This is a genomic window from Cytobacillus oceanisediminis, assembly GCF_022811925.1.
Taxonomy (GTDB): domain Bacteria; phylum Bacillota; class Bacilli; order Bacillales; family Cytobacillaceae; genus Cytobacillus; species Cytobacillus oceanisediminis_D.
In genome coordinates, this window is the sequence record NZ_CP065511.1 from 3,914,679 (window position 1) to 3,937,921 (window position 23,243).

A 23,243-nucleotide genomic window follows, 5' to 3' on the forward strand; every position below is an offset into this window, starting at 1 on the left:
TCCAATTAAACATTTTTTTCATTAATTTTTACTCTTTGTAATCGAAGTGCGTTTAAAACGACAGATACGGAGCTGAACGCCATTGCAGCGCCGGCAAGCCAAGGTGCAAGGAACCCTAACGCAGCTACTGGGATGCCAAGTGTATTGTATGCAAATGCCCAGAAAAGATTTTGTTTTATATTCCTTATTGTTTTTTTACTCATTAGGATGGCGTCTGCAATACTATTTAAATCCCCTCTCATTAGAGTGATATCAGCTGCTTCCATCGCAACGTCTGTACCGGTTCCGATCGCCATTCCAATATCAGCTACAGCAAGTGCAGGTGCATCGTTTATGCCATCGCCGACCATGGCGACTTTTTTTCCCTGGTTCTGAAGTTTCTTTACTTCTTCTGCCTTGCCTTCAGGTAAAACCTCTGCAATTGCAGAGTCTATGCCCACTTCCTCAGCTATTGCCTGAGCCGTACGTTTGTTATCTCCCGTAATCATAATGACTTCAATCCCCAGTTTCCTTAAGCGATTGATTGCATCTCTGGAAGTTTCCTTTATTGTATCCGCAACTGCCACGATACCTGCATATTTGCCATCAACCGCGACAAGCATTGCCGTTTTTCCATTTTCCTCAAGTGTTTCCATTTCAAGTTTGGCTGACTGGACATTAACACCGTATTTGTCCATTAATCTTCTTGTACCTATTAGAAGGTCTTTGCCTTCCACTTTTGCTTTAATTCCATACCCGGGAATAGCTTCAAATTCCTCAGGATTAAATAGCGTGATCCCTTTATCCTTTATTCCCTTTACGATCGCTTCAGCCAATGGATGCTCAGACTGTTTCTCCGCTGACCCTACAAGCTGGAGAAATGTCCTCTCTTCAATGTTGCCTTCCGTAATCACATCTGTTAAAACCGGTTTGCCATGTGTAACTGTTCCAGTTTTATCAAGAACGACTGTAGTGATTTCATGTGTGAGCTCCAAGTGCTCTCCGCCTTTAAAAAGTACCCCATATTCCGCTGCCCGGCCGGAACCTGCCATTATAGAGGTTGGCGTCGCAAGACCTAGTGCACATGGACATGCAATCACCAGCACGGCAATCAATTTTTCGAGTGCTTCTGCAAAATCTCCAGGACTTACCCATATATACCACACCAGGAATGTTACCACAGCTATAGTCACAACAATGGGAACAAATATCCCAGAGATTCTGTCTGCCATTCGCTGTATGGGTGCTTTTGAACCTTGCGCTTCTTCAACCACTTTTATAATCTGTGACAGTGCTGTATCTTTGCCAACTTTTGTGGCTTTAATTTTCAGGAAGCCATTTTTGTTAATGGTAGACCCAATAACTGTGTCGCCTGCTGTTTTATCAACAGGTACACTTTCCCCTGTCAGCATGGATTCATCCAAAGCAGACTGCCCTTCGATAATTACACCATCAACCGGAATTTTTTCACCTGGCTTTACATATATGATATCCCCAGCAATAACTTCTTCAAGGGGAATTTCAATTTCTTCCCCTTCCCTTAAGACAGTTGCTGTTTTTGCCTGCAGACCCATAAGCTTTTTAATCGCTTCAGAAGAACGTCCCTTAGCCCGTGCTTCAAACAGCTTGCCTAAGATTATTAATGTTATAAGGATGGCACTTGTTTCGTAATAGAGTTCCACCATATGTGCATTGCTGCCAATTGATAAAATTGATTGGTATAAGCTATAGAAAAAAGCAGCAGAAGTACCGAGTGCAACCAGCACATCCATATTGGCGCTCTTATTTTTTAATGCCTTATATGCCCCGGCATAAAATTGCTTTCCTATGAAAAATTGCACGGGAGCTGCAAGCGCCAGCTGCACCCACGGATTCATAAACATATCGGGAACATAAATAAATGATGTAAACTCGAAATGTCCCACCATGGACCAGAATAAAGGAATGGAAAGAATTAAAGAGAAAATAAACTTGCCTTTTTGTTTCTCAATTTCCTTTTCCCGATATCCTTCGATATCTTCGTCTTTATCCATTTTTACTTTCGCCTGATACCCTAAATTTTCCACTTTCTTTATCATGTCCTGGATGGAGATTTGTTCAGGATTGTATTCAACAGTGCCAGTTTCAAGAGCCAGATTGACCACAGCTTGTTTGACGCCTGGAAGCTTATTAAGTCCTTTTTCAATCCTTCCAGAGCAAGCAGCGCAAGTCATGCCCAGCAATTCGAACTCGGCTTTCTCCGAAACTACCGTATAACCTAAATCCTCAATTTTTTTCTCAAATGCTTCGACAGAAGTTTCCGCAGGATTATATTTGATTGCTGCTTTTTCCAAAGCAAGATTGACACTTGCTTCCTGGACGCCATCGAGCTTATTTAAGCCCTTCTCTATTCGGGACGAACAGGCTGCACATGTCATGCCTGATATTGGAAGGTGAACCTCCTTTAGGGCTGCATCACCCATAACTCCCACTCCTTTATTAAACGATGTGTCTTACACTTTATATACTATACCCCTCTACCCTATATGTCAATTAATTAAATCCAGACAAATTACCCATTTTTACAGCCCTATTTATTAAAAAAAGAGAACGTGCATTATATTCACACGTTCTTTCCCGATATATTACTCTACATCATAGCCTTGATCGTCAATTGTTTCTTTGATTTCCTCAAGTGTAACTGCTGATGAGTTAAATTGAACCTGAACCTGGCCATTATCAAGGTCAACCGCTACTTTATCTACACCATTTAGTTTGCCGACACTGCCTTCTACCGCTTTTACACAATGTCCGCATGACATTCCGCTAACTTTTAAAGTTACACTTTCCATAATAATTAAACCTCCAATTATTTTTTCATTAGTTTTTGAATAGTGACTAAAAATTCATCAAGCACTTCTTCATCGCCTTCGTGGATTCTTTCAACCACACAGCTTTTCAAATGGCCTTCAAGCAAAAGCTTTGCTACGCTATTCAAAGCAGACTGAGTTGCAGAAATTTGTGTTATTATATCGTCACAATACACGTCTCTGTCAATAAGTCCTTTTATTCCGCGTATTTGACCTTCAATCCGATTTAAACGGGTTGTCAAATTCTTTTTAACTTTTTCTGAGTGATGACTTTTTCGCTCCGATTCAATCGAACAGCAGCTTTCAGATGATAAATCCTCATTTTCCAATTCAAAAGCCATTTGATCAGCCTCCTTTATATTCATTATATTATACCCCGGTACCCTATGTAAAGGCTTGAACCCTAAAAAAATAAATTACGGATTTTTATGTACAATTTCCCTTTCATGATATTGAAAATCTCTGTTTATACTAACGGAAACACTTTATTAAAGGAGGCACCTGATGTGGAAAGAAAGCATGAAAATCTAGAAGACATGGGCAAAGATCTATATGGGATCGATAAAGATATCAGCCTGCAGTCAGTAAACTTTGCTTCTGCTGAGAATCAGTATTTAAATGAACGTACAGAAACAGAATACAATCAGGAAATATAGAGTAAAAGCCGCCAATATGGCGGCTTAGGATCATATTTACAATTCTGTCAGTTCTCCAATTTCTACCTCGGATCTTTCTTCAAGTGGACCGCGCAAATGTACCGTAGCTGTTCTTCCATCCTCATTCAGCTTGTCGATCCACACAGAAGCACCATTGTATTTTACTTCGATATCTGCTGATGATGAAAGAATTTGCTTCACACGTTTTACATCCATAAGTAACACTCTCCTCTGCTTTTTTCATTTTATTTTTTGCATGCTTGAGAAATTTATGCTTACTTTGTCAAAAAGTGAAATGAGTAAGCCTTCTGATTTTTGATCAAGGTTTTTATGGACTATGGCAACTGATTACAAATCTGCTGTTCATAACTTGCTCTGGATTAAAAGTTGTCCTATCCTTCCAATACACTGAATACAATTTGTACAAACAGGTTTTGGCAGTTAGGAGCTGTACACTTATGAGCATATTTCTAGGCTATGTATTCTTGGGTCTGTCGCTTGCAGCGCCAATCGGTCCAATCAATGCTGCACAGTTGGATAAAGGAATAAAAAATGGCTTTTTACATGCCTGGCTGGTGGGGCTGGGGGCTATGACAGCAGATGCCATATATATGGCAGCCGTTTATTTGGGGGTTGTACACTTTCTTGAGATTCCATTCATGAAAGCTTTCTTATGGTGCTTTGGATTTTTCGTCCTTGTATACACAGGAGTTGAAACCCTAATAAGTGCCGGGAAAGTCGTTTCAAGCTATAGAACCAAAGATGAATCTAAAGTTAAAGCCTTTATGTCAGGCTTTCTCATGTCATTGTCAAATCCTTTAACTATACTGTTTTGGCTTGGCATCTATGGTTCCATTCTGGCCAAAACAGCAGCCGAGTATGATAAGGCTCATGTTGTTTTATATAGCGGTGCAATTTTTACAGGGCTTCTTCTCTGGGACATAACGATGGCAGCTGTCGCCAGCAGCTTCAGAAGATTTTTAACCGAGAAGATTCTCGCTTTAATTTCCATATTATCTGGCTTATCGCTGATTGGCTTTGGGATTTATTTTGGGATGCAGGCTTATAAACTTTTGTTTTAATACATATTCCATACATTCGGACATGAAATGGTCATAAAACATTTGGCACCATTTATCTTTCCAGAGAACGGAATTGACTTTTAAAACAGACGGCAAAATGAGGATTGACTCAAAAATAATTCAGTTCTGGCACATATATGGGTGAAAGTGACGCATATTTGTATTTTCCATTAAAAAGAAGAGTTCAAATTAAGATATTTTGATTCTGTATATCATTCAAACAAACAAAAAAGAGCACCCATCAGGTGCTCTTTCATATGCCCGGCAGCGTCCTACTCTCACAGGGGGACAGCCCCCAACTACCATCGGCGCTGAGAAGCTTAACTTCCGTGTTCGGTATGGGAACGGGTGTGACCTTCTCGCTATCGCCACCGGACTATTTGGTTGAAGAAACTTCGTTCCCTCAAAACTAGATAATGCATGAAGAAGAATTGCCGAGTAATAACCAAATATGTCTTGGTTAAGTCCTCGATCGATTAGTATCAGTCAGCTCCACATGTCGCCATGCTTCCACCTCTGACCTATCAACCTGATCATCTTTCAGGGATCTTACTAGCTTGACGCTATGGGAAATCTCATCTCGAGGGGGGCTTCATGCTTAGATGCTTTCAGCACTTATCCCTTCCGCACATAGCTACCCAGCGATGCCTTTGGCAAGACAACTGGTACACCAGCGGTGCGTCCATCCCGGTCCTCTCGTACTAAGGACAGCTCCTCTCAAATTTCCTGCGCCCACGACGGATAGGGACCGAACTGTCTCACGACGTTCTGAACCCAGCTCGCGTACCGCTTTAATGGGCGAACAGCCCAACCCTTGGGACCGACTACAGCCCCAGGATGCGATGAGCCGACATCGAGGTGCCAAACCTCCCGTCGATGTGGACTCTTGGGGAGATAAGCCTGTTATCCCGGGGTAGCTTTTATCCGTTGAGCGATGGCCCTTCCATGCGGAACCACCGGATCACTAAGCCCGACTTTCGTCCCTGCTCGACTTGTAGGTCTCGCAGTCAAGCTCCCTTGTGCCTTTACACTCTGCGAATGATTTCCAACCATTCTGAGGGAACCTTTGGGCGCCTCCGTTACTTTTAGGAGGCGACCGCCCCAGTCAAACTGCCCACCTGACACTGTCTCCCGCCCCGATAAGGGGCGCGGGTTAGAATTTCAATACAGCCAGGGTAGTATCCCACCGACGCCTCCACCGAAGCTGGCGCTCCGGCTTCTCAGGCTCCTACCTATCCTGTACAAGCTGTACCAAAATTCAATATCAGGCTACAGTAAAGCTCCACGGGGTCTTTCCGTCCTGTCGCGGGTAACCTGCATCTTCACAGGTACTATAATTTCACCGAGTCTCTCGTTGAGACAGTGCCCAGATCGTTACGCCTTTCGTGCGGGTCGGAACTTACCCGACAAGGAATTTCGCTACCTTAGGACCGTTATAGTTACGGCCGTTTACTGGGGCTTCGATTCAAAGCTTCGCTTGCGCTAACCTCTCCTCTTAACCTTCCAGCACCGGGCAGGCGTCAGCCCCTATACTTCGCCTTGCGGCTTCGCAGAGACCTGTGTTTTTGCTAAACAGTCGCCTGGGCCTATTCACTGCGGCTCATCAGGGCTATGCACCCTAATGAGCACCCCTTCTCCCGAAGTTACGGGGTCATTTTGCCGAGTTCCTTAACGAGAGTTCTCTCGCTCACCTTAGGATTCTCTCCTCGCCTACCTGTGTCGGTTTGCGGTACGGGCACCTTTTCCCTCGCTAGAGGCTTTTCTTGGCAGTGTGGAATCAGGAACTTCGGTACTAAATTTCCTCGCCGTCACAGCTCAGCCTGTGTGGTAACGGATTTGCCTCGTTACCGGCCTAACTGCTTGGACGCGCTAATCCAGCAGCGCGCTTACCCTATCCTCCTGCGTCCCCCCATTGCTCAAACGGTAAAGAGGTGGTACAGGAATATCAACCTGTTGTCCATCGCCTACGCTTTTCAGCCTCGGCTTAGGTCCCGACTAACCCTGAGCGGACGAGCCTTCCTCAGGAAACCTTAGGCATTCGGTGGATGGGATTCTCACCCATCTTTCGCTACTCATACCGGCATTCTCACTTCTAAGCGCTCCACGGGTCCTTGCGATCCCGCTTCAACGCCCTTAGAACGCTCTCCTACCACTGACATCGTAAGATGTCAATCCACAGCTTCGGTGATACGTTTAGCCCCGGTACATTTTCGGCGCGGAGTCACTCGACCAGTGAGCTATTACGCACTCTTTAAATGGTGGCTGCTTCTAAGCCAACATCCTGGTTGTCTAAGCAACTCCACATCCTTTTCCACTTAACGTATACTTTGGGACCTTAGCTGGTGGTCTGGGCTGTTTCCCTCTTGACTACGGATCTTATCACTCGCAGTCTGACTCCCATGGATAAGTCTTTGGCATTCGGAGTTTGTCTGAATTCGGTAACCCGATGGGGGCCCCTAGTCCAAACAGTGCTCTACCTCCAAGACTCTTACTACATGAGGCTAGCCCTAAAGCTATTTCGGAGAGAACCAGCTATCTCCAAGTTCGATTGGAATTTCTCCGCTACCCACACCTCATCCCCGCACTTTTCAACGTGCGTGGGTTCGGGCCTCCATCCAGTGTTACCTGGACTTCACCCTGGACATGGGTAGATCACCTGGTTTCGGGTCTACGACCACATACTCATTCGCCCTATTCAGACTCGCTTTCGCTGCGGCTCCGTCTCTTCAACTTAACCTTGCATGTAATCGTAACTCGCCGGTTCATTCTACAAAAGGCACGCTATCACCCATTAACGGGCTCTAACTACTTGTAGGCACACGGTTTCAGGATCTCTTTCACTCCCCTTCCGGGGTGCTTTTCACCTTTCCCTCACGGTACTGGTTCACTATCGGTCACTAGGGAGTATTTAGCCTTGGGAGATGGTCCTCCCTGCTTCCGACGGGATTTCTCGTGTCCCGCCGTACTCAGGATCCACTCTGGAGGGAACGAAGTTTCAACTACAGGGCTTTTACCTTCTCTGGCCGGCCTTTCCAGACCTGTTCATTTACCTCGTTCCTTTGTAACTCCGTGTAGAGTGTCCTAAACCCCAGGAGGCAAGCCTCCTGGTTTGGGCTAATCCGTTTCGCTCATGCTACTCAGGGAATCGCGTTTGCTTTCTCTTCCTCCGGGTACTTAGATGTTTCAGTTCCCCGGGTCTGCCTTCAATACCCTATGTATTCAGGTAAAGATCCTATCCCATTACGGATAGGGGGTTTCCCCATTCGGAAATCTCCGGATCAAAGCTTACTTACAGCTCCCCGAAGCATATCGGTGTTAGTACCGTCCTTCATCGGCTCCTAGTGCCAAGGCATTCACCGTGCGCCCTTTCTAACTTAACCTACTTCGGCCTCTGATCGACTGCGGATCTCTGCGTCAGCTCTCTCGCTCCGCTCCTCACGTACTGAAGTACGCTCCGGTGCTCACTCGGTCGCTTCCTTGATCTCCTTGCTCATCGTCCTCATGGTTTGTGCTCTTACTTCGTTATATAACAAAAATAAGAGAAAAAAACTAAGATGGCGATTACTCGGTTATTGCTTCTTCATTAACATTATCTAGTTTTCAAAGAACGAATCTTTCATTGAGAGATTGAACTCTCAAAACTGAACGAACAAAGAACGTCACGTTACATGTAAATATCCTTAGAAAGGAGGTGATCCAGCCGCACCTTCCGATACGGCTACCTTGTTACGACTTCACCCCAATCATCTGTCCCACCTTAGGCGGCTGGCTCCAAAAGGTTACCCCACCGACTTCGGGTGTTACAAACTCTCGTGGTGTGACGGGCGGTGTGTACAAGGCCCGGGAACGTATTCACCGCGGCATGCTGATCCGCGATTACTAGCGATTCCGGCTTCATGCAGGCGAGTTGCAGCCTGCAATCCGAACTGAGAATGGTTTTATGGGATTCGCTTAACCTCGCGGTCTTGCAGCCCTTTGTACCATCCATTGTAGCACGTGTGTAGCCCAGGTCATAAGGGGCATGATGATTTGACGTCATCCCCACCTTCCTCCGGTTTGTCACCGGCAGTCACCTTAGAGTGCCCAACTGAATGCTGGCAACTAAGATCAAGGGTTGCGCTCGTTGCGGGACTTAACCCAACATCTCACGACACGAGCTGACGACAACCATGCACCACCTGTCATCCTGTCCCCGAAGGAACGCCCTATCTCTAGGGTTGTCAGGAGATGTCAAGACCTGGTAAGGTTCTTCGCGTTGCTTCGAATTAAACCACATGCTCCACCGCTTGTGCGGGCCCCGTCAATTCCTTTGAGTTTCAGCCTTGCGTACTCCCCAGGCGGAGTGCTTAATGCGTTTGCGACTAAAGGGCGGAAACCCTCTAACACTTAGCACTCATCGTTTACGGCGTGGACTACCAGGGTATCTAATCCTGTTTGCTCCCCACGCTTTCGCGCCTCAGCGTCAGTTACAGACCAAAGAGTCGCCTTCGCCACTGGTGTTCCTCCACATCTCTACGCATTTCACCGCTACACGTGGAATTCCACTCTTCTCTTCTGCACTCAAGTTCCCAGTTTCCAATGACCCTCCCGGTTGAGCCGGGGCTTTCATCAGACTTAAGGAACCGCCTGCGCGCGCTTTACGCCCAATAATTCCGGACAACGCTTGCCACCTACGTATTACCGCGGCTGCTGGCACGTAGTTAGCCGTGGCTTTCTGGTTAGGTACCGTCAAGGTACCGGCAGTTACTCCGGTACTTGTTCTTCCCTAACAACAGAGTTTTACGATCCGAAAACCTTCATCACTCACGCGGCGTTGCTCCGTCAGACTTTCGTCCATTGCGGAAGATTCCCTACTGCTGCCTCCCGTAGGAGTCTGGGCCGTGTCTCAGTCCCAGTGTGGCCGATCACCCTCTCAGGTCGGCTACGCATCGTTGCCTTGGTGAGCCGTTACCTCACCAACTAGCTAATGCGCCGCGGGCCCATCTGTAAGTGATAGCCGAAACCATCTTTCAGCTTTCCCTCATGTGAGGGAAAGAATTATCCGGTATTAGCCCCGGTTTCCCGGAGTTATCCCAGTCTTACAGGCAGGTTGCCCACGTGTTACTCACCCGTCCGCCGCTGACTTCAGGGAGCAAGCTCCCATCTGTCCGCTCGACTTGCATGTATTAGGCACGCCGCCAGCGTTCGTCCTGAGCCAGGATCAAACTCTCCATATAAGAGTTGATTAAGCTCATAAGTTGTCTTTTTAAAAAAGACTAAAGAATTAACGTTGACGTTTTTGTTCGTTCAGTTTTCAAAGATCAATCATTTCAGCTGCTATCTTTTGAAGCAACTTTTATAATATATCACTTACAACCTTCAGCGTCAATAACATTTTAAAAAATAATTTCTTTCAGTTATCTTGTGAAAGCTGTTCTTAAATAATAGCATCGCAAGTGTTCCAGGTCAACGTTTTATTCGTGGTATTTTATACCAATTTATATTTATTTTTTAATTTTTCTTTAGATCATCAGATAACATTTTGAAAGTATAAATTTCAGTTTGATGGGAACATATAATTATTTAATTTCCTGATTAACATCAGCAAAAGCATAAGTATCACACTAAAGTAAATAGGATTCCAAAAAGCGCTTATTTCTAAAATGTCCATTTTCACCATAAAGAAATGAAAAGCTAAATCGGCAAAAAATAATAGGGCCATCCATTTAAATCGATAATATTTTATTATGATAATGGTCAGCAGCAGTGCATAGATAATCCAAATTAGAACACTGAAAGCTATATGGTCCTGGTAAGGTGATTCAAACCATCCGATTTTATACCGATGAGTTCCCAGGATAGCCGTTAAAACAAATGATATCCCCTGAAAAATTGTGGTAATGGCCATATACACAGTTATAAATTGAATAAATAAAGTGGGAGCTTCAACTCTATTCCTCCACCATTTAATAACAAAAACTGAAGCAAACAAGATTATCGGGGTAAACCAGGATCTCCACCAATTATGTTCATAGATGCCCAACCAGAGAAACAGCTCTTCTATCCCAAAAATAGCGGCGATTATAAAAATAATCCATCTGAAGCGCATTCTAAAAGCAGCTATTGCCATCAGTACACTAGGAATAAAAAAAGCCTGTGATATACTGGAACCAAAAACATCATCATACCATTGGACAGAAAATAATTTCGGATAATAGGAGTATGCGTCGCCTAAAATTAATACGATGTATTCCATTAAGAAAGAAAGTCCCATAACGAAGAAGTAAACCGCAAGATTATACCGATATTCAGTTTTAATATAAGTTATATAAATAAGGCCTATGCTGATGAACACTAATCCAAGAAACCAAAGTAAATTTGACATTCTTCCACATCCAGTTTAGCACGTTTCCATTATTTTGTTCTTCATGGACAAACATATACTTCACCTTTAAAGGAAGGACAAATTGACGTAAGATTTCCCCTTATCTACACTTAAAAGTTAAATATGATTAAAACGGGTAAAATGCATGGATTTTGATATTGAATCTGAGAGTATTATGTTTGAAAAAGGCTTTTCCCTTATTGAATTTCTAAGACCCGATGAGCTTGCAAGCGTAATAGAAAAAATCAGCAAAAAAATAAAGGGCGATGTCATCGCCCTTACAATTATTTAGAAAAGATGCTGTTATTGTTAACGACTTGCAATTCTTTAGTCGTTTCTTTCATTTCACTTTTGCAAATCGGACAAATAGGTACCTGGCTGCTTTTGAAATTGTCCCTTACCCAGCAGTTGCAAGACTCAGATGTACACTCCCAGATTTTCACTTCTTCAACCTTGATTTCTTCCAAATTTTTTCTGCCAAATCCCATTGCCATAATCAGGCACCTCCCAAAGAGTAAGACCCTTACCCAAAATAAAAATCACTTGCTATATAAAGTGACGAACCACTGGCTCTATATAACAAGTGTTTATGGGCAATATATTATATTCTTTTTACTAAAATTAGTATAACATATTTAAAGGGTTCTGTCAAAAAGTTCTAAACTTACACAGCAGCCTTAGAAACACGGCAAAAAATTGATAAATACTATTAAACCAATCTGGGAAAAGTGTATAATGACATGTACAGCAGCGAAAGAAAGGGTGAAGACCATGAACATTACAAGTTATACTGTTGAGTACATACAGGATCCCACTGGCATTTTAACGGGTGACCGCTACGAATACTTTTTAGATATCGATGTAGATGAAGACGATGAATTATATTCAGAGAATGGCATTAAGTTAAGGGTGCTTTATTATAAAAATGGAGAAGATGAGAGGATTCTTAATTATCATTTTGTCGAAAGTCATTCAGGAAACATATTGGATTTCGCTTTAAATGAGGAGGAAGAGAAAAAAGTTTCTGCTTTCTGCAGAGAGAACCTTTCTCAAGCACAAGAGTAAGAGCAGGTTCCCCTGCTCTTTTATTTTATCACTGAATTTTTTTACTCTCTTCAATAATGTGATACATTAAATGTGCCAAATGCTGTATCGGTGTATAAGCTTCTTCTTCTTCCCTATCCACATTATTTCCTTCATTAAAATCAAGGTCATTCAGATAAAGAGCTGTGAATTGATAGAAATCTTTTAATTCAAAAGCAAAGCATGCACTGGGTTCTTCCGATTCACCTTCATATTGGAGAACCAGGTAAGACTCCTTACCTTCCTTATCAATAGCATCAAAAAATATAAAATAGCCAACATTTGAATTCAATTCAAATAAATGCCTTGTGCCGCCTTCTGTGTATAGTTCAAAGTCATTTTCATTTAATTTTTGAACAGCCATCGGCTGTACATTGTCTTCCTTATGGAACATCACTGTGAAATTCTTCATTGATTCTCCCCCTTTTTCCATACAATCCTAACATATTGCTATATTTATTTACATAATTTCTATCCAAGGCTAATAGATTGAAATTTAGGACTATTCGTTTGAACCGTTTTCTTATAATATTGGTTTATTATTTCTTTTATCTAGGAGGCCGCCTGAGTGCTGACAAAAAAACAATTAAACGATATCCATTCTCTCCAGCAAATATGCGAAGAGATAGGGAATTTCAAATTAAAATTAAACTGGGATACCTTGAAGTCAAGGGCCGACGAGGAAAATGACTATTTCCATTATGATAATAGCGGGAATTTATTAGGTTACCTTGCTCTATATAATCTCGGAGGTCCGGTTGAATTATGCGGAATGGTTCACCCTAATCATAGACGAAAGGGGATCTTTTCCAGCTTGTTCAATGAGGTAGTAAAACAATTGGCCCAAGCACGCAAATTACTTATTAATGCTCCAGCCTCTTCCCAATCTGCAAAAGGTTATCTAAAATCATTACCCTGCACCTATTCATTCTCCGAGTATCAAATGAAACGCCATAAAAGCGAAAAAATCGGAACAGCAAATCCTGAAGTAACTATGCGGCAAGCAATGAGCAGTGACCTTGTGTTCATTAATCATCTGGATACTGCATGCTTTGATATCCCCAAAGACGAAGCAGAGGTTTATAATAACAAAATCTTTGCCTGCGAAAATGAGAGGACTTTTATAATTAAATACAAAAGCGAAAAAGCCGGCAAAATCAGGATTCAAACAGAAAAAGATGCTGCGTGGATTTACGGTTTTGCTGTCGATCCTTCTTTTCAGGGGAAAGGAATCGGCAGGGGCGCTCTTACAAATGTTGTTAATCTGCAGCACAGCAAGGGAGTTAACTGGGTGCATCTTGAAGTAGCTGCAGAAAATGACCATGCACTTTCATTGTACAAATCATGCGGCTTTGAACCATACGGCACACAAGATTATTACGAATATGACCTGAACACACTCAAGGTTTGAAACACGTTTTATTCCTTTGAATCGAAATAAACATGATTGAATGTCATCTCATCTGAAATTTCCAGGGTGCCGAACGAATAGTTCGGCTGCCTGCGCTTATCTGTCGGAGACCCGGGATTAAACAGTATAATTCCATTATGGAGTTTCTTTATCGGTATATGTGAATGGCCAAATATAATAGCATCAACATTTTCCTTATCAAATGCTTCTATACTTCTTTTTTCAGTTGTTTTTCCCTTTCCATGTCCATGGACAACCCCAATTTTAAAGCCTTCTATTTCAAGCAGTATTCTTTTCTTAAGAATGGAGCAAAGTTCATCACTGTCGGTATTTCCATATACCCCCTCAACAGGTGCATATTTTTTTAATTCATAATACAGTTCGACGCTCTGCCAATCACCTGCATGAATAATCAAATCACAGCTGAGAAGTTCGTTCAGAAGTATATCAGGCAGTTGTTTTGACTTCTTCGGCATGTGGGTATCAGACAGAATAAGGATTTTAATCATTATCATTCCTTTCCTCTTACTTTTATACCCTATTTCTCCCAAAAATAAAAGAGCCCCTTAATAGGGACTCTCTTATCAATCAATTATAACTTTGTTACATTTACAGCTTGAGGTCCACGCTGGCCCTGCTCTATGTCAAAGTTAACTTCCTGGCCTTCATCAAGGGTTTTGAAACCTTCTGTCTGGATTGCAGAGTAATGAACAAATACATCTTCTCCGCCTTCAACTTCGATAAAACCAAAACCTTTTTCTGAGTTAAACCATTTTACTTTGCCTGTTGCCATGTAAATTTCCTCCTAATATCTATAACTCACAGAGTGATTTTTTACCCTGCATTTACTAATATGGGTAAATTCCTCAAATTTTATAATTAAATGTTCAAAAAGTACCGAAAAAAATCATTATATTCATTTTCTCTCGAATATTAGACCGCATTATCCCTTATTGCTGCTGCTGCGGTTTTTAGTGCGTCTGTCCCGGCCGCCTTTAAAATCTCTTCTATCACGGCCGCCGCCTCTGGACCTGTCGTTGTATCTTCTCCCGCCGCGATCACCTTTAGGTTTTCTGACACGGATAGGTTCCACCGCAGTTAATTTAACCGGTGTTACATCAGGACCTTTAGTCAGCAATTTGATGGCTGCAGCAAGCAAGGTAACAGAATCTGTATCTTCAAGAAGACTTTCCGCCACTCTCTTGAAGTCTGCATGTTCTTCTTTTTCAATAACTTCCATAAGTTTATTAATAGTCGCCTGCTGATTGCCTGCAACAACATCCTTAAAGGAAGGAACAGGCTTTTTCGCCATTTTGCTCTTTGTAACACTTTCAATTATTTTCAGGTGGTCAATTTCTCTTGGAGAAACGAACGTAATCGCAAGCCCCTTATTTCCGGCACGCCCAGTACGTCCAATCCGGTGAACGTAGCTTTCAGGATCCTGCGGGATATCGAAGTTATAAACATGGGAAACGCCTGAAATATCCAGACCTCGTGCAGCAACGTCAGTGGCTACCATTATATCGATTGTCTGCTCTTTAAATCGGCGGATAACCTGATCCCTTTTCGCCTGGGGAATATCACCATGAATCCCTTCAGCCGAATAGCCTCTCTTGATAAGACCTTCCACCACTTCATCTACACGCTTTTTAGTCCTTCCAAACACAATAGCCAGTTCAGGTGACTGAATATCCAACAGGTTGCAAAGCACATCAAATTTTTGTTTTTCATGCACTTCCATATAGTACTGCTCAATATTTTTAACAGTCATTTCTTTCGCTTTGACTTTAACCATTTCTGGTTCCTGCATGAATTTTTCAGCAAGAGACTGAATTCTTTTTGGCATTGTTGCAGAGAAAAGAAGGGTTTGGCGCTCACCTTTAATTTCACTTAAAATTCTCTCAATGTCCTCGATGAATCCCATATTAAGCATTTCATCCGCTTCATCCAGAACTACCATCTTGATGTTGCTTAAACGGATTGTTTTTCTTTCAATATGATCAATTAACCTTCCCGGTGTAGCAGCAATAATATGCGGGTGCTTTTTAAGCGCACGGATTTGGCGGGTGATATCCTGACCACCGTAAACAGGAAGTGTCCGGACTCCTTTTACCTGTCCTATACGGTTTAATTCTTCTGCCACCTGTACAGCAAGCTCCCGTGTTGGCGCAAGGACAAGACCTTGAATTCCTTCGTTTAAATCAATCTGCTCTAACAGCGGCACACCGAAAGCAGTGGTTTTTCCAGTTCCAGTCTGCGCCTGGCCAATCATGTCCTTTCCCTTCATTCCGATGGGAATCGCCTGTGCCTGAATTGGTGTTGGTTCCTCGAAGCCCATATTGGAAAGGGCTTTTACTATTTCATTACTTAAGCCAAAATCTGAAAAAGTTGTCAAAATATATGTTCCTCCTTGAATTGCATATCTTATTAGGTACTGAAAGATTGTTTTTGTATAAAGACATGGACACTTTACTAGGCTTTCCAGTTTGTATCTCTTTTTTACATTTCCGTTTGCACATTTTTTAAACTTTTTGTAAGTGAAGTATTTTAATTGGGTGAAATGAAAAATACATATTCCTTAAAGCAGTTATTGCAGAAGATCTGTTTTGAGGAATGCTGAAGGCTACAAAGTGGATAAGCAAAACATAAAAAGGTGATGCATGATTAGACATGCATCACCTCATTTTAAGCAAAATTATGCTTTTGTTACGTTAGCAGCTTGAGGTCCACGGTTACCTTCAACGATTTCGAAAGTTACGTCTTGACCTTCTTCTAGAGTTTTGAAACCTTCAGTTTGAATAGCGGAGAAGTGTACGAATACGTCTTGACCTTCTGAAGATTCGATGAATCCGAAACCTTTTTCTGCATTAAACCATTTAACTTTACCTGTGTTCATTTGTGTTGCCTCCCAATAAATTGTTTTTCACTATAATGTACCATATAAACTTAAACATAAAAAAGTCGCAGCTGCCAGAAATGAGGATGAACGATCGCCTACATTTCTTTGCAGCTACGACTACTTATCCAAAAAGTATATAACGAACTTTACAGCGTTAACCTAATAATAAACGACACCCAGTTATAAGTCAATCCTTTTAAAGATCAATTTTTATTTAGGGATAAATGGACTATTTATGCTTTCCCTGTATTTCAGCGATTTTTCCGCAGCATGAACAGTATGTTTCAAAAGCATGGAGATCGTAACAGGTCCAACTCCTCCAGGTACGGGTGTAATGGCAAACGCCTTTTCAAGACAGCTGTCATACTCTGCATCCCCAATATTTCCTTCATTATATCCGGCATCAAGGACAATAGCTCCTTCTTTAATCCATTCACCCTTGATGAAGTTAGGTTTTCCTACAGCTGCTACTACAATATCAGCTTGCTTTACAATTTGGGGCAGGTTTTGGGTATATGAATGGCACGTAGTGACTGTTGCGTTTCGATTCAGTAAAAGGGCAGAGACCGGCTTGCCCAGGATTGGGCTTCTGCCTACGACTACTGCATGCATACCTTCAGCATTCAATTTATAAAAATCCATAATTTCCAAAATAGCTGCAGGTGTACAAGACGGATATTCACCAAATCCGAATGCAGTCTGTCCATATCCAAGGCTTGTAACACCGTCTACGTCTTTTTCAATAGCAATTGCTTCAAAAGCTTTTCGTTCATCTATTTGTCCAGGTACGGGATGCTGGAGAAGGATTCCATGTACAGAAGGATCATCGTTTAATTCTGCAATCTTTTCTAATAGTTCTTGTGTTGTTGTATCCTTTGACATATGAATACGTTTTGATAAAATGCCAAGTTTTTCACAGGCATTTCCCTTCATCCTTACATACGTTTCAGAGGAAGGGTCATCTCCCACCAAAATAGTGGCTAAGCAAGGGACGACATCCTTCCCCTTCAATTCTTCAATTCGATTCTTTAATTGGTCTTTCACATGTTTTGCCACAATAATTCCATCAAGAATGATCTTTTTTTCCATGCATATTCCTCCTGATAGGAAAAGCACCTATTCGGCTGACGGGCTTTTCCATTTTGTTATGAAAAAAGAGACAAGGGTATCCCTTATCTCTGCCCAGACGACCGGCTATACATAGACGCAGCTCCCCAGCGGTTCATTCCGCATTGTCGTCAGTCACTGCGATTTTGATAAGCTATTCTAATGTATACATCATACCACAAAAACACAAATGATTAAACTGAAACTTATTAAATCGTTCGTGTTTTTTTGCAAAATAAATAAAAAAGGACAGCAAACACTGTCCTTATAAGTGATATATTTGAGTTAATTAATTATTACCTAAAACAATGAAAGCCCTGCCTCTCTTCCATCCTTGCGGCTCCTAGACCGCGCCAGTGGGAATCAGGTTGGTCGGAATCCTTTCCGACTCTTAGATGCTCTCTGAGATTTTAATATTAAATGGTAAGAAACTTACTGAAGTAAAAATACGGAGAAGTGTCTGGTTTATAGAAGATGATTAAGAAGAAAATTCAGCTTTAAGCTGTCCACACAAATTATTCTTAATTACAAACACATGCTTACTCTTTCAAAATCCTAAAGAGCATGAAACATAATAAAAAGCCGCAGTTTCACAAAAAAGAAGGTTCGGCTGCCGAACATTCCAAGTGAATTAACGACTTCAACAATATACCTCAAATACTTCAATCACTATGTTACCTTATTTGCGGTAATGTGTCAAGAAAATAACTTGTCACCCGTTTATTAGCCTTCTCCCTTATACTCAGTTACATCAAAATAATCGGTTGTGTCTTTATAGTCATTAAAACCAATATCCAGATCATGAAAATAACGATGCAGTTTAATTAGAACATCCTTTTCCTTAGTGCCCGACTGCACAGTTTCTGCCAGACTTGTTATTGTGCCCAGGTCAGTCTGCAGATCCTCATTCTCCGCTGATATTTTTTTTAGCGAGTTTACGATTAATTCAGCCTGCTCTCTTTGTTTAGTCCAGCTGACTTTACGGTCTCTCCCCCATCCAAGTGTTTCATTATAAAAAGTATGATTGGAGGCAATGAAGTCTCCTAAATCATCGTACATTAAACCCTGTTCGGATGTCTCCGCATTTGCCGAGGTTTTTTGCACCTTAGATTCACCCTTATTTAAAAAGACAAGTACACTATATGCTACGGCAATGGCTATGACCATTCCGAGAATTGAAAGAGCCCTGTTTAATTTTTTGTTTTTTAGCAATTTGGAAGCCTCCATTTGATTTGATTAATGAATGCTGAAACTTAATGGATTTGTTGCCATTTCCTAAAGAAACTTTCCCTGACTTCAAATGTTTTCCATGTTAATACATTCTATGCAAACTTCCCATTCCCCTTCAACGCCAAATAAAAAAAGCTTTTAACACTATGTGTCAAAAGCTATTTCTGAACTTTCTGAGTGAGGAAAACTTCCATAAAATCAATGACAAAACGTTCCAGGTCAAGCTCCATCGCTATATTATCAAGTGTTTCCGGCGGATCATCTTCGGGCAATGGCCTGAAGTCAGCTATGCTTTTTCCCTTTGCCTTTCCAAACTGTTCAATTCTCACTCTTCGTTTTACATACTTGGTAAGATCGGGATTTGTGAGAACACTTAATACAACAACATCATGAAGAGGTGCCCCCTTAATTCCCGGGACAAGCTTTTGATAAGCTTCATAATAATAATCATAAGCAGGTTTGATTAGATCTTTAAAAGGTGATTGGGTATTATTTGCAATAAAATTAATCGTTTCAGGCCGGATAATCGCTTTATTTGTTACATTTAGAGGAAATATATAAATGTTTTTTGCTTTTTCAAGCACTGAATCCGCTGCAATGGGGTCAGCGAAAAAATTCGCCTCTGCCTCTGGCGTTACATTTCCCGGAACTAGAAACGCACCGCCCATTAAATAAAATGCATTTACATCTTTATATGCATCCTTTCCATACAGAATGAGCGGCAATGCCAAATCTGTCTGTCTCCCTACTCCAACGATCACAAGGTCATTTTTGTATTCATTTACAATTTCAATAATTTTATCTATATCGTATACCTTAATATTGCTGTTGAAGTCCTCCGGAGGCTGAATGGGCCCAAGGCCTTCCTCCCCGTGAATTTCGGGATAAAAAACAGCGGTCTCTCCGGATAATGGCCCGCTCGCCCCCGCAATAATGGGAATGTCCTCTCTGCCTGCAAGCTTCAGTAAATAAGCAGTATTATTAATGGATTCTTCTTTTGTTATGTTGCCATAAGCACTGACTACACCTACTAGATTAATCTCGGGATGCTGAAGGGCATACATTAGGGCAAGTGAATCATCAACCCCCGAGTCAACAAACATGAGTACATTGTACATAAGCCACCTCCGCTAGCTATTTAGTCTATAGTATGCCTAAGGTATGTCCCTTTTGTTTATGAAAATACGCCTTAAAAAAGAAAACTCCCCAATTGGAGAGTTTTAATTCTGATCAGCTGGCTTTACCGCAAAGCTGAGTTCCTGGTTCAGCTGGTTTTCAAAATTACTTTCTGCAGCTGTATCCCATTTAAATGCATCAGCCATATATGAAATTACTTGCTTTTGATAATTTCTTACCGTTTCAATATCAAAAAGAAGCGCTCCTGTTCTGCGGTTAAAAAAGTCAACAGGGGTGGCAGCCATTTCATGTTCAATTGCATATTTCAGCTTTGCCCATAATATAATCGGCAGGCCATAATTCTCAGCTTCACTCCTTTTCGTTTCAATCATATTAAAGATGATACCAACGTTAGAACCATACATTTTAACTAGGTGTTTTGACTGTTCAGCTGATAAACCAATACTTCTTCCTTTTTCAGTCTGGAACCCGATAAATTCCTGGAATTTGGATGATCCTCCTACATTTCCTCCTGAAATGGGCAATGTTTTTGTAATACTCCCGCTAAATGTTTTATTTGATTCCTGTTTGAATTTTTCAGCAAGTATATCAACAATGGTTTCGGCCATTTTCCGGTACCCGGTCAGTTTCCCGCCTGCAATTGTCAGTAAACCAGTATCCGACTCCCAGATTTCATCTTTGCGTGATATTTCGGAAGGATCTTTTCCTTCTTCCCAAATAAGCGGACGAACACCAGCCCAGCTGGATTCAATATCATTCTCCGCTATTTTCACAGAAGGAAACATAAAGTTAATGGCGTTAATGATGTATGTTCTGTCACTTGCAGTCATCTTTGGATTTACAGGATTAGAATTATAGAATGTATCTGTTGTTCCCACATAGGTCTTACCGTCTCTCGGAATGGCAAATACCATCCTTTTGTCAGGCGTATCAAAGTACACAGCCTGTTTTAACGGAAACTTGGATTGGTCTATTACCAAATGAACCCCTTTAGTCAAACGCAGGGTCTTTCCTTTTTTTGATCCGTCTTTCTCGCGGATGGAATCAACCCAGGGACCTGCTGCGTTGATGACTTTTTTTGCTCTAACTTCATGAACCTTGCCTGTTAGCTGATCTGAAGCTGCAGCTCCGCATACTTTTCCTTGTTCATCATATAAAAGTTTTTCGACCTTCAAATAGTTAACAGGCATAGCGCCTTTTTCTGCCGCAGCTTTCATTACCTCTATTGTAAGACGGGCATCATCTGTGCGATATTCCACATAATAACCGCCGCCTTTAAGTCCATCTTTTTTTACAAGCGGCTCTTTTGATAGTGTTTCCTGGACATTGAGCATACTTCTGCGTTCAGACTTTCTGACGCCTGCAAGAAAGTCGTAAACTCTAAGGCCGATAGAAGTTGAGAATTTTCCAAACGTCCCTCCTTTATGCATTGGAAGCAGCATCCACTCCGGTGTAGTCACATGTGGTCCATTTTCATATACGATTGCACGCTCCTTGCCGACTTCCGCTACCATTTTAACTTCAAATTGTTTAAGATATCTCAATCCGCCGTGAACCAGTTTTGTTGAACGGCTGGATGTTCCAGCTGCAAAATCCTGCATCTCGACGAGTGCTGTTTTCATTCCCCGTGTTGCCGCATCCAGAGCAATTCCCGCTCCAGTTATGCCGCCGCCAATAATCAGAATATCAAATTCTTCCGTTGTCAGTGTTGCTATCATTTCAGTACGATTTAAATTAGAAAATGTCATTGCTGTCTCCTCCTTGTCGAAAAGGCCAGTAGTTGTAACTACCCTTTTTAAGCAGGGAATAAAAAAAGACCACAAAATACATCATCGATTAGCCGATAATGATTTTGTGGTCTCTCCGCATCTCCTGCCGAACTATTAACTTAAGCTTACTATAACATAAAAGATATGATTTGTGTATAAAACTTGCTTCTGATTATTTAAATGCAATAGCAGCCTTTACAGCTTTTTTCCAGCCTTGATAAAGATCTGCACGGACTTTTTCTTCCATTGATGGATGATATGATTGATCAATTGCCCACTGCTCAGCAATTTCCTCCTGTGATTTCCAGAACCCGACGGCCAATCCAGCAAGGTAAGCTGCCCCAAGCGCAGTAGTTTCATTAATTGTCGGTCTTTCAACCGGCACCTCTAAAATATCTGACTGGAACTCCATCAAGAAGTTATTTTTCACGGCACCTCCGTCAACCCTAAGTGTCTTAAGTTCAATGCCTGAGTCCGCTTCCATGGCAGATAGAACATCTTTTGTCTGATAAGCAAGTGACTCAAGTGTCGCACGGATAAAATGCTCTTTGGACGTTCCCCGTGTGACTCCGAATACTGCTCCCCTTACATCACTGTCCCAATATGGTGTCCCTAGACCTACAAATGCCGGAACTACATAAACTCCATCTGTGGAGTCCACTCTTTTTGCATAGCTTTCGCTGTCCTTTGCATCCTTGAGCATCCTCATTCCATCACGGAGCCATTGAATGGCAGAACCCGCAACAAAAATGCTGCCCTCCAATGCATATTCAATTTTCCCCTCAAGCCCCCAGGCAATGGTGGTTAGAAGTCCATGTTCAGATTGGACGGCTTTTTCCCCTGTATTCATAAGCATGAAACAGCCGGTGCCGTAAGTGTTCTTAGCCATTCCTTTCTCAAAGCATGCTTGTCCAAATAGCGCAGCCTGCTGATCACCCGCTGCTCCCGCGATGGGTACTTCCTTGCCGAAAAAGTGATAGTCAATTGTCTTAGCATACACTTCCGAAGATGGCTTCACTTCAGGCAGCATCGCTTTCGGGACTCCGAGAATGTTCAGCAGCTCTTCATCCCATTTAAGTTCGTGGATATTAAACATTAATGTGCGGGACGCATTGGAGTAATCTGTCACATGCACTTTTCCTCCAGATAGCTTCCAGATCAGCCATGTATCGATGGTTCCAAATAATAATTTGCCCTGCTGGGCTTTTTCCCTTGCCCCTTCCACATGATCCAGTATCCACTTAACTTTTGTTCCTGAGAAATAGGCATCTATTAAAAGACCGGTTTTTTCTCTGAATAGATCGTTATAGCCTTTTTCCTTCAATTCATCGCAAATTTCGCTTGTCTGCCTTGACTGCCAGACAATCGCATTATAAATCGGGGCTCCCGTTTCTTTATCCCAAACAACTGTTGTTTCCCTCTGATTTGTAATGCCAATACCGGCAATTTGCTCAGGTTTTATGCCGGATTCCGAAAAAACACCGGCAATCACCGATAAAATTGAACCCCATATTTCATTAGCATTATGTTCAACCCAGCCAGGCTTTGGAAAATGCTGTGTGAACTCTTTTTGTGCCGTGTGTACAATTTCCCCTTTTTTATTAAATAGGATAGCACGCGAACTAGTAGTCCCCTGGTCTAATGATAAAATATATTTTTCCACAATTAACTCCTCCC

21 protein-coding genes, 3 rRNA genes and 1 riboswitch are annotated in these 23,243 nt (G+C 42.0%); of the genes, 5 read left to right on the plus strand and 19 right to left on the minus strand.

Annotated elements, in window-relative coordinates; all coding sequences use genetic code 11:
- Window positions 1–5: 5 nt before the first annotated feature.
- The 3 genes from IRB79_RS19555 to IRB79_RS19565 all read right to left on the minus strand — a co-directional run bounded on the left by IRB79_RS19555 (window position 6) and on the right by IRB79_RS19565 (window position 3,169).
- Entirely contained in the window at window positions 6–2,441 is a 2,436-nt protein-coding gene (locus tag IRB79_RS19555; RefSeq protein WP_243504242.1) for a heavy metal translocating P-type ATPase, read from the minus strand.
- Between the two features lie 162 nt (window positions 2,442–2,603).
- A complete protein-coding gene (gene copZ, locus IRB79_RS19560) occupies window positions 2,604–2,810 on the minus strand; it encodes a copper chaperone CopZ (RefSeq protein ID WP_243504244.1) in 207 nt (68 codons plus the stop codon).
- A 17-nt stretch (window positions 2,811–2,827) separates the two neighbouring features.
- Window positions 2,828–3,169, minus strand: coding sequence for a metal-sensitive transcriptional regulator (locus tag IRB79_RS19565; RefSeq protein ID WP_243504246.1), 342 nt, complete (start codon window positions 3,167–3,169; stop codon window positions 2,828–2,830).
- 165 nt (window positions 3,170–3,334) lie between these two features.
- Here IRB79_RS19565 and IRB79_RS19570 point away from each other — a divergent pair, with 165 nt between their 5' ends.
- Window positions 3,335–3,484, plus strand: coding sequence for a hypothetical protein (locus tag IRB79_RS19570; RefSeq protein WP_243504248.1), 150 nt, complete (start codon window positions 3,335–3,337; stop codon window positions 3,482–3,484).
- Between the two features lie 36 nt (window positions 3,485–3,520).
- On the opposite strand, the gene IRB79_RS19575 is transcribed toward IRB79_RS19570, so the two are convergent.
- The gene (locus IRB79_RS19575) at window positions 3,521–3,700 is read right to left on the minus strand and encodes an H-type small acid-soluble spore protein (protein WP_243504250.1); all 180 of its coding nucleotides are present in this window, start codon (window positions 3,698–3,700) and stop codon (window positions 3,521–3,523) included.
- A gap of 242 nt (window positions 3,701–3,942) precedes the next feature.
- On the opposite strand from IRB79_RS19575, the gene IRB79_RS19580 reads away from it, so the two are divergent.
- The gene (locus IRB79_RS19580; RefSeq protein WP_243504253.1) at window positions 3,943–4,566 is read left to right on the plus strand and encodes a LysE family transporter; all 624 of its coding nucleotides are present in this window, start codon (window positions 3,943–3,945) and stop codon (window positions 4,564–4,566) included.
- A 259-nt stretch (window positions 4,567–4,825) separates the two neighbouring features.
- On the opposite strand, the gene rrf is transcribed toward IRB79_RS19580, so the two are convergent.
- The 4 genes from rrf to IRB79_RS19600 form a co-directional block, all read right to left on the minus strand.
- A 5S ribosomal RNA gene (gene rrf, locus IRB79_RS19585) occupies window positions 4,826–4,942 on the minus strand.
- An 80-nt stretch (window positions 4,943–5,022) separates the two neighbouring features.
- Window positions 5,023–7,946: ribosomal RNA gene (locus IRB79_RS19590) — 23S ribosomal RNA — on the minus strand.
- Window positions 7,947–8,250: 304 nt separating this feature from the next.
- Window positions 8,251–9,782 (minus strand): 16S ribosomal RNA (locus IRB79_RS19595).
- Together the 16S, 23S and 5S rRNA genes form the textbook arrangement of a ribosomal RNA operon.
- 320 nt (window positions 9,783–10,102) lie before the next feature.
- Complete coding sequence (locus IRB79_RS19600; protein ID WP_243504255.1) at window positions 10,103–10,930, minus strand: hypothetical protein; 828 nt, start codon at window positions 10,928–10,930, stop codon at window positions 10,103–10,105.
- Between the two features lie 145 nt (window positions 10,931–11,075).
- On the opposite strand from IRB79_RS19600, the gene IRB79_RS19605 reads away from it, so the two are divergent.
- Window positions 11,076–11,222, plus strand: coding sequence for a DUF3900 domain-containing protein (locus tag IRB79_RS19605; protein ID WP_345798891.1), 147 nt, complete (start codon window positions 11,076–11,078; stop codon window positions 11,220–11,222).
- On the opposite strand, the gene IRB79_RS19610 is transcribed toward IRB79_RS19605, so the two are convergent.
- On the minus strand, window positions 11,215–11,424 hold the full coding sequence (locus tag IRB79_RS19610; RefSeq protein ID WP_206837737.1) for a cold-shock protein: 210 nt from the start codon (window positions 11,422–11,424) through the stop codon (window positions 11,215–11,217). The two genes, IRB79_RS19605 and IRB79_RS19610, sit on opposite strands and share 8 nt — an antisense overlap.
- Before the next feature lie 277 nt (window positions 11,425–11,701).
- On the opposite strand from IRB79_RS19610, the gene IRB79_RS19615 reads away from it, so the two are divergent.
- Window positions 11,702–11,995, plus strand: a complete 294-nt coding sequence (locus IRB79_RS19615) for a DUF6509 family protein (RefSeq protein ID WP_243504257.1) — start codon at window positions 11,702–11,704, stop codon at window positions 11,993–11,995.
- A 28-nt stretch (window positions 11,996–12,023) separates the two neighbouring features.
- On the opposite strand, the gene IRB79_RS19620 is transcribed toward IRB79_RS19615, so the two are convergent.
- Window positions 12,024–12,425, minus strand: coding sequence for a cytosolic protein (locus IRB79_RS19620; RefSeq protein ID WP_243504258.1), 402 nt, complete (start codon window positions 12,423–12,425; stop codon window positions 12,024–12,026).
- Between the two features lie 156 nt (window positions 12,426–12,581).
- Between IRB79_RS19620 and IRB79_RS19625 the strand changes: the two genes are divergently transcribed.
- The gene (locus IRB79_RS19625) at window positions 12,582–13,424 is read left to right on the plus strand and encodes a GNAT family N-acetyltransferase (protein WP_243504260.1); all 843 of its coding nucleotides are present in this window, start codon (window positions 12,582–12,584) and stop codon (window positions 13,422–13,424) included.
- A gap of 8 nt (window positions 13,425–13,432) precedes the next feature.
- Here the strand turns inward: IRB79_RS19625 and IRB79_RS19630 are convergent, their stop codons facing one another.
- The 9 genes from IRB79_RS19630 to glpK all read right to left on the minus strand — a co-directional run bounded on the left by IRB79_RS19630 (window position 13,433) and on the right by glpK (window position 23,229).
- Window positions 13,433–13,939 (minus strand): metallophosphoesterase family protein, encoded by a 507-nt coding sequence (locus tag IRB79_RS19630; protein ID WP_243504261.1) that lies wholly within the window; start codon window positions 13,937–13,939, stop codon window positions 13,433–13,435.
- A 77-nt stretch (window positions 13,940–14,016) separates the two neighbouring features.
- On the minus strand, window positions 14,017–14,217 hold the full coding sequence (locus IRB79_RS19635) for a cold-shock protein (protein ID WP_009332506.1): 201 nt from the start codon (window positions 14,215–14,217) through the stop codon (window positions 14,017–14,019).
- Window positions 14,218–14,367: 150 nt separating this feature from the next.
- A complete protein-coding gene (locus tag IRB79_RS19640) occupies window positions 14,368–15,819 on the minus strand; it encodes a degradosome RNA helicase CshA (RefSeq protein WP_243504262.1) in 1,452 nt (483 codons plus the stop codon).
- Window positions 15,820–16,119: 300 nt separating this feature from the next.
- On the minus strand, window positions 16,120–16,320 hold the full coding sequence (locus IRB79_RS19645; RefSeq protein ID WP_009332508.1) for a cold-shock protein: 201 nt from the start codon (window positions 16,318–16,320) through the stop codon (window positions 16,120–16,122).
- A 213-nt stretch (window positions 16,321–16,533) separates the two neighbouring features.
- The gene (locus tag IRB79_RS19650) at window positions 16,534–17,412 is read right to left on the minus strand and encodes a bifunctional 5,10-methylenetetrahydrofolate dehydrogenase/5,10-methenyltetrahydrofolate cyclohydrolase (protein WP_243504263.1); all 879 of its coding nucleotides are present in this window, start codon (window positions 17,410–17,412) and stop codon (window positions 16,534–16,536) included.
- Window positions 17,413–17,496: 84 nt separating this feature from the next.
- Window positions 17,497–17,579: riboswitch (ZMP/ZTP riboswitch) on the minus strand.
- 574 nt (window positions 17,580–18,153) lie between these two features.
- The gene (locus IRB79_RS19655) at window positions 18,154–18,642 is read right to left on the minus strand and encodes a hypothetical protein (RefSeq protein WP_243504265.1); all 489 of its coding nucleotides are present in this window, start codon (window positions 18,640–18,642) and stop codon (window positions 18,154–18,156) included.
- A gap of 176 nt (window positions 18,643–18,818) precedes the next feature.
- Window positions 18,819–19,778 (minus strand): nucleoside hydrolase, encoded by a 960-nt coding sequence (locus IRB79_RS19660; RefSeq protein ID WP_243504266.1) that lies wholly within the window; start codon window positions 19,776–19,778, stop codon window positions 18,819–18,821.
- A 102-nt stretch (window positions 19,779–19,880) separates the two neighbouring features.
- Window positions 19,881–21,545, minus strand: coding sequence for a glycerol-3-phosphate dehydrogenase/oxidase (locus tag IRB79_RS19665; RefSeq protein ID WP_243504268.1), 1,665 nt, complete (start codon window positions 21,543–21,545; stop codon window positions 19,881–19,883).
- Between the two features lie 193 nt (window positions 21,546–21,738).
- Window positions 21,739–23,229, minus strand: coding sequence for a glycerol kinase GlpK (glpK, locus tag IRB79_RS19670; RefSeq protein WP_243504270.1), 1,491 nt, complete (start codon window positions 23,227–23,229; stop codon window positions 21,739–21,741).
- Between the last annotated feature and the right edge of the window lie 14 nt (window positions 23,230–23,243).

What these genes read in the sequence shown, in the direction of transcription:
- IRB79_RS19555 (WP_243504242.1), bottom strand. Translation starts at nt 2,441, where the DNA reads ATGGGTGATGCAGCCCTAAAGGAGGTTCACCTTCCAATATCAGGCATG.
- copZ (WP_243504244.1), bottom strand. Translation starts at nt 2,810, where the DNA reads ATGGAAAGTGTAACTTTAAAAGTTAGCGGAATGTCATGCGGACATTGT.
- IRB79_RS19565 (WP_243504246.1), bottom strand. Translation starts at nt 3,169, where the DNA reads ATGGCTTTTGAATTGGAAAATGAGGATTTATCATCTGAAAGCTGCTGT.
- IRB79_RS19575 (WP_243504250.1), bottom strand. Translation starts at nt 3,700, where the DNA reads ATGGATGTAAAACGTGTGAAGCAAATTCTTTCATCATCAGCAGATATC.
- IRB79_RS19580 (WP_243504253.1), top strand. Translation starts at nt 3,943, where the DNA reads ATGAGCATATTTCTAGGCTATGTATTCTTGGGTCTGTCGCTTGCAGCG.
- IRB79_RS19600 (WP_243504255.1), bottom strand. Translation starts at nt 10,930, where the DNA reads ATGTCAAATTTACTTTGGTTTCTTGGATTAGTGTTCATCAGCATAGGC.
- IRB79_RS19605 (WP_345798891.1), top strand. Translation starts at nt 11,076, where the DNA reads ATGGATTTTGATATTGAATCTGAGAGTATTATGTTTGAAAAAGGCTTT.
- IRB79_RS19610 (WP_206837737.1), bottom strand. Translation starts at nt 11,424, where the DNA reads ATGGCAATGGGATTTGGCAGAAAAAATTTGGAAGAAATCAAGGTTGAA.
- IRB79_RS19615 (WP_243504257.1), top strand. Translation starts at nt 11,702, where the DNA reads ATGAACATTACAAGTTATACTGTTGAGTACATACAGGATCCCACTGGC.
- IRB79_RS19620 (WP_243504258.1), bottom strand. Translation starts at nt 12,425, where the DNA reads ATGAAGAATTTCACAGTGATGTTCCATAAGGAAGACAATGTACAGCCG.
- IRB79_RS19630 (WP_243504261.1), bottom strand. Translation starts at nt 13,939, where the DNA reads ATGATAATGATTAAAATCCTTATTCTGTCTGATACCCACATGCCGAAG.
- IRB79_RS19635 (WP_009332506.1), bottom strand. Translation starts at nt 14,217, where the DNA reads ATGGCAACAGGCAAAGTAAAATGGTTTAACTCAGAAAAAGGTTTTGGT.
- IRB79_RS19645 (WP_009332508.1), bottom strand. Translation starts at nt 16,320, where the DNA reads ATGAACACAGGTAAAGTTAAATGGTTTAATGCAGAAAAAGGTTTCGGA.
- IRB79_RS19650 (WP_243504263.1), bottom strand. Translation starts at nt 17,412, where the DNA reads ATGGAAAAAAAGATCATTCTTGATGGAATTATTGTGGCAAAACATGTG.
- IRB79_RS19660 (WP_243504266.1), bottom strand. Translation starts at nt 19,778, where the DNA reads ATGTACAATGTACTCATGTTTGTTGACTCGGGGGTTGATGATTCACTT.
- IRB79_RS19665 (WP_243504268.1), bottom strand. Translation starts at nt 21,545, where the DNA reads ATGACATTTTCTAATTTAAATCGTACTGAAATGATAGCAACACTGACA.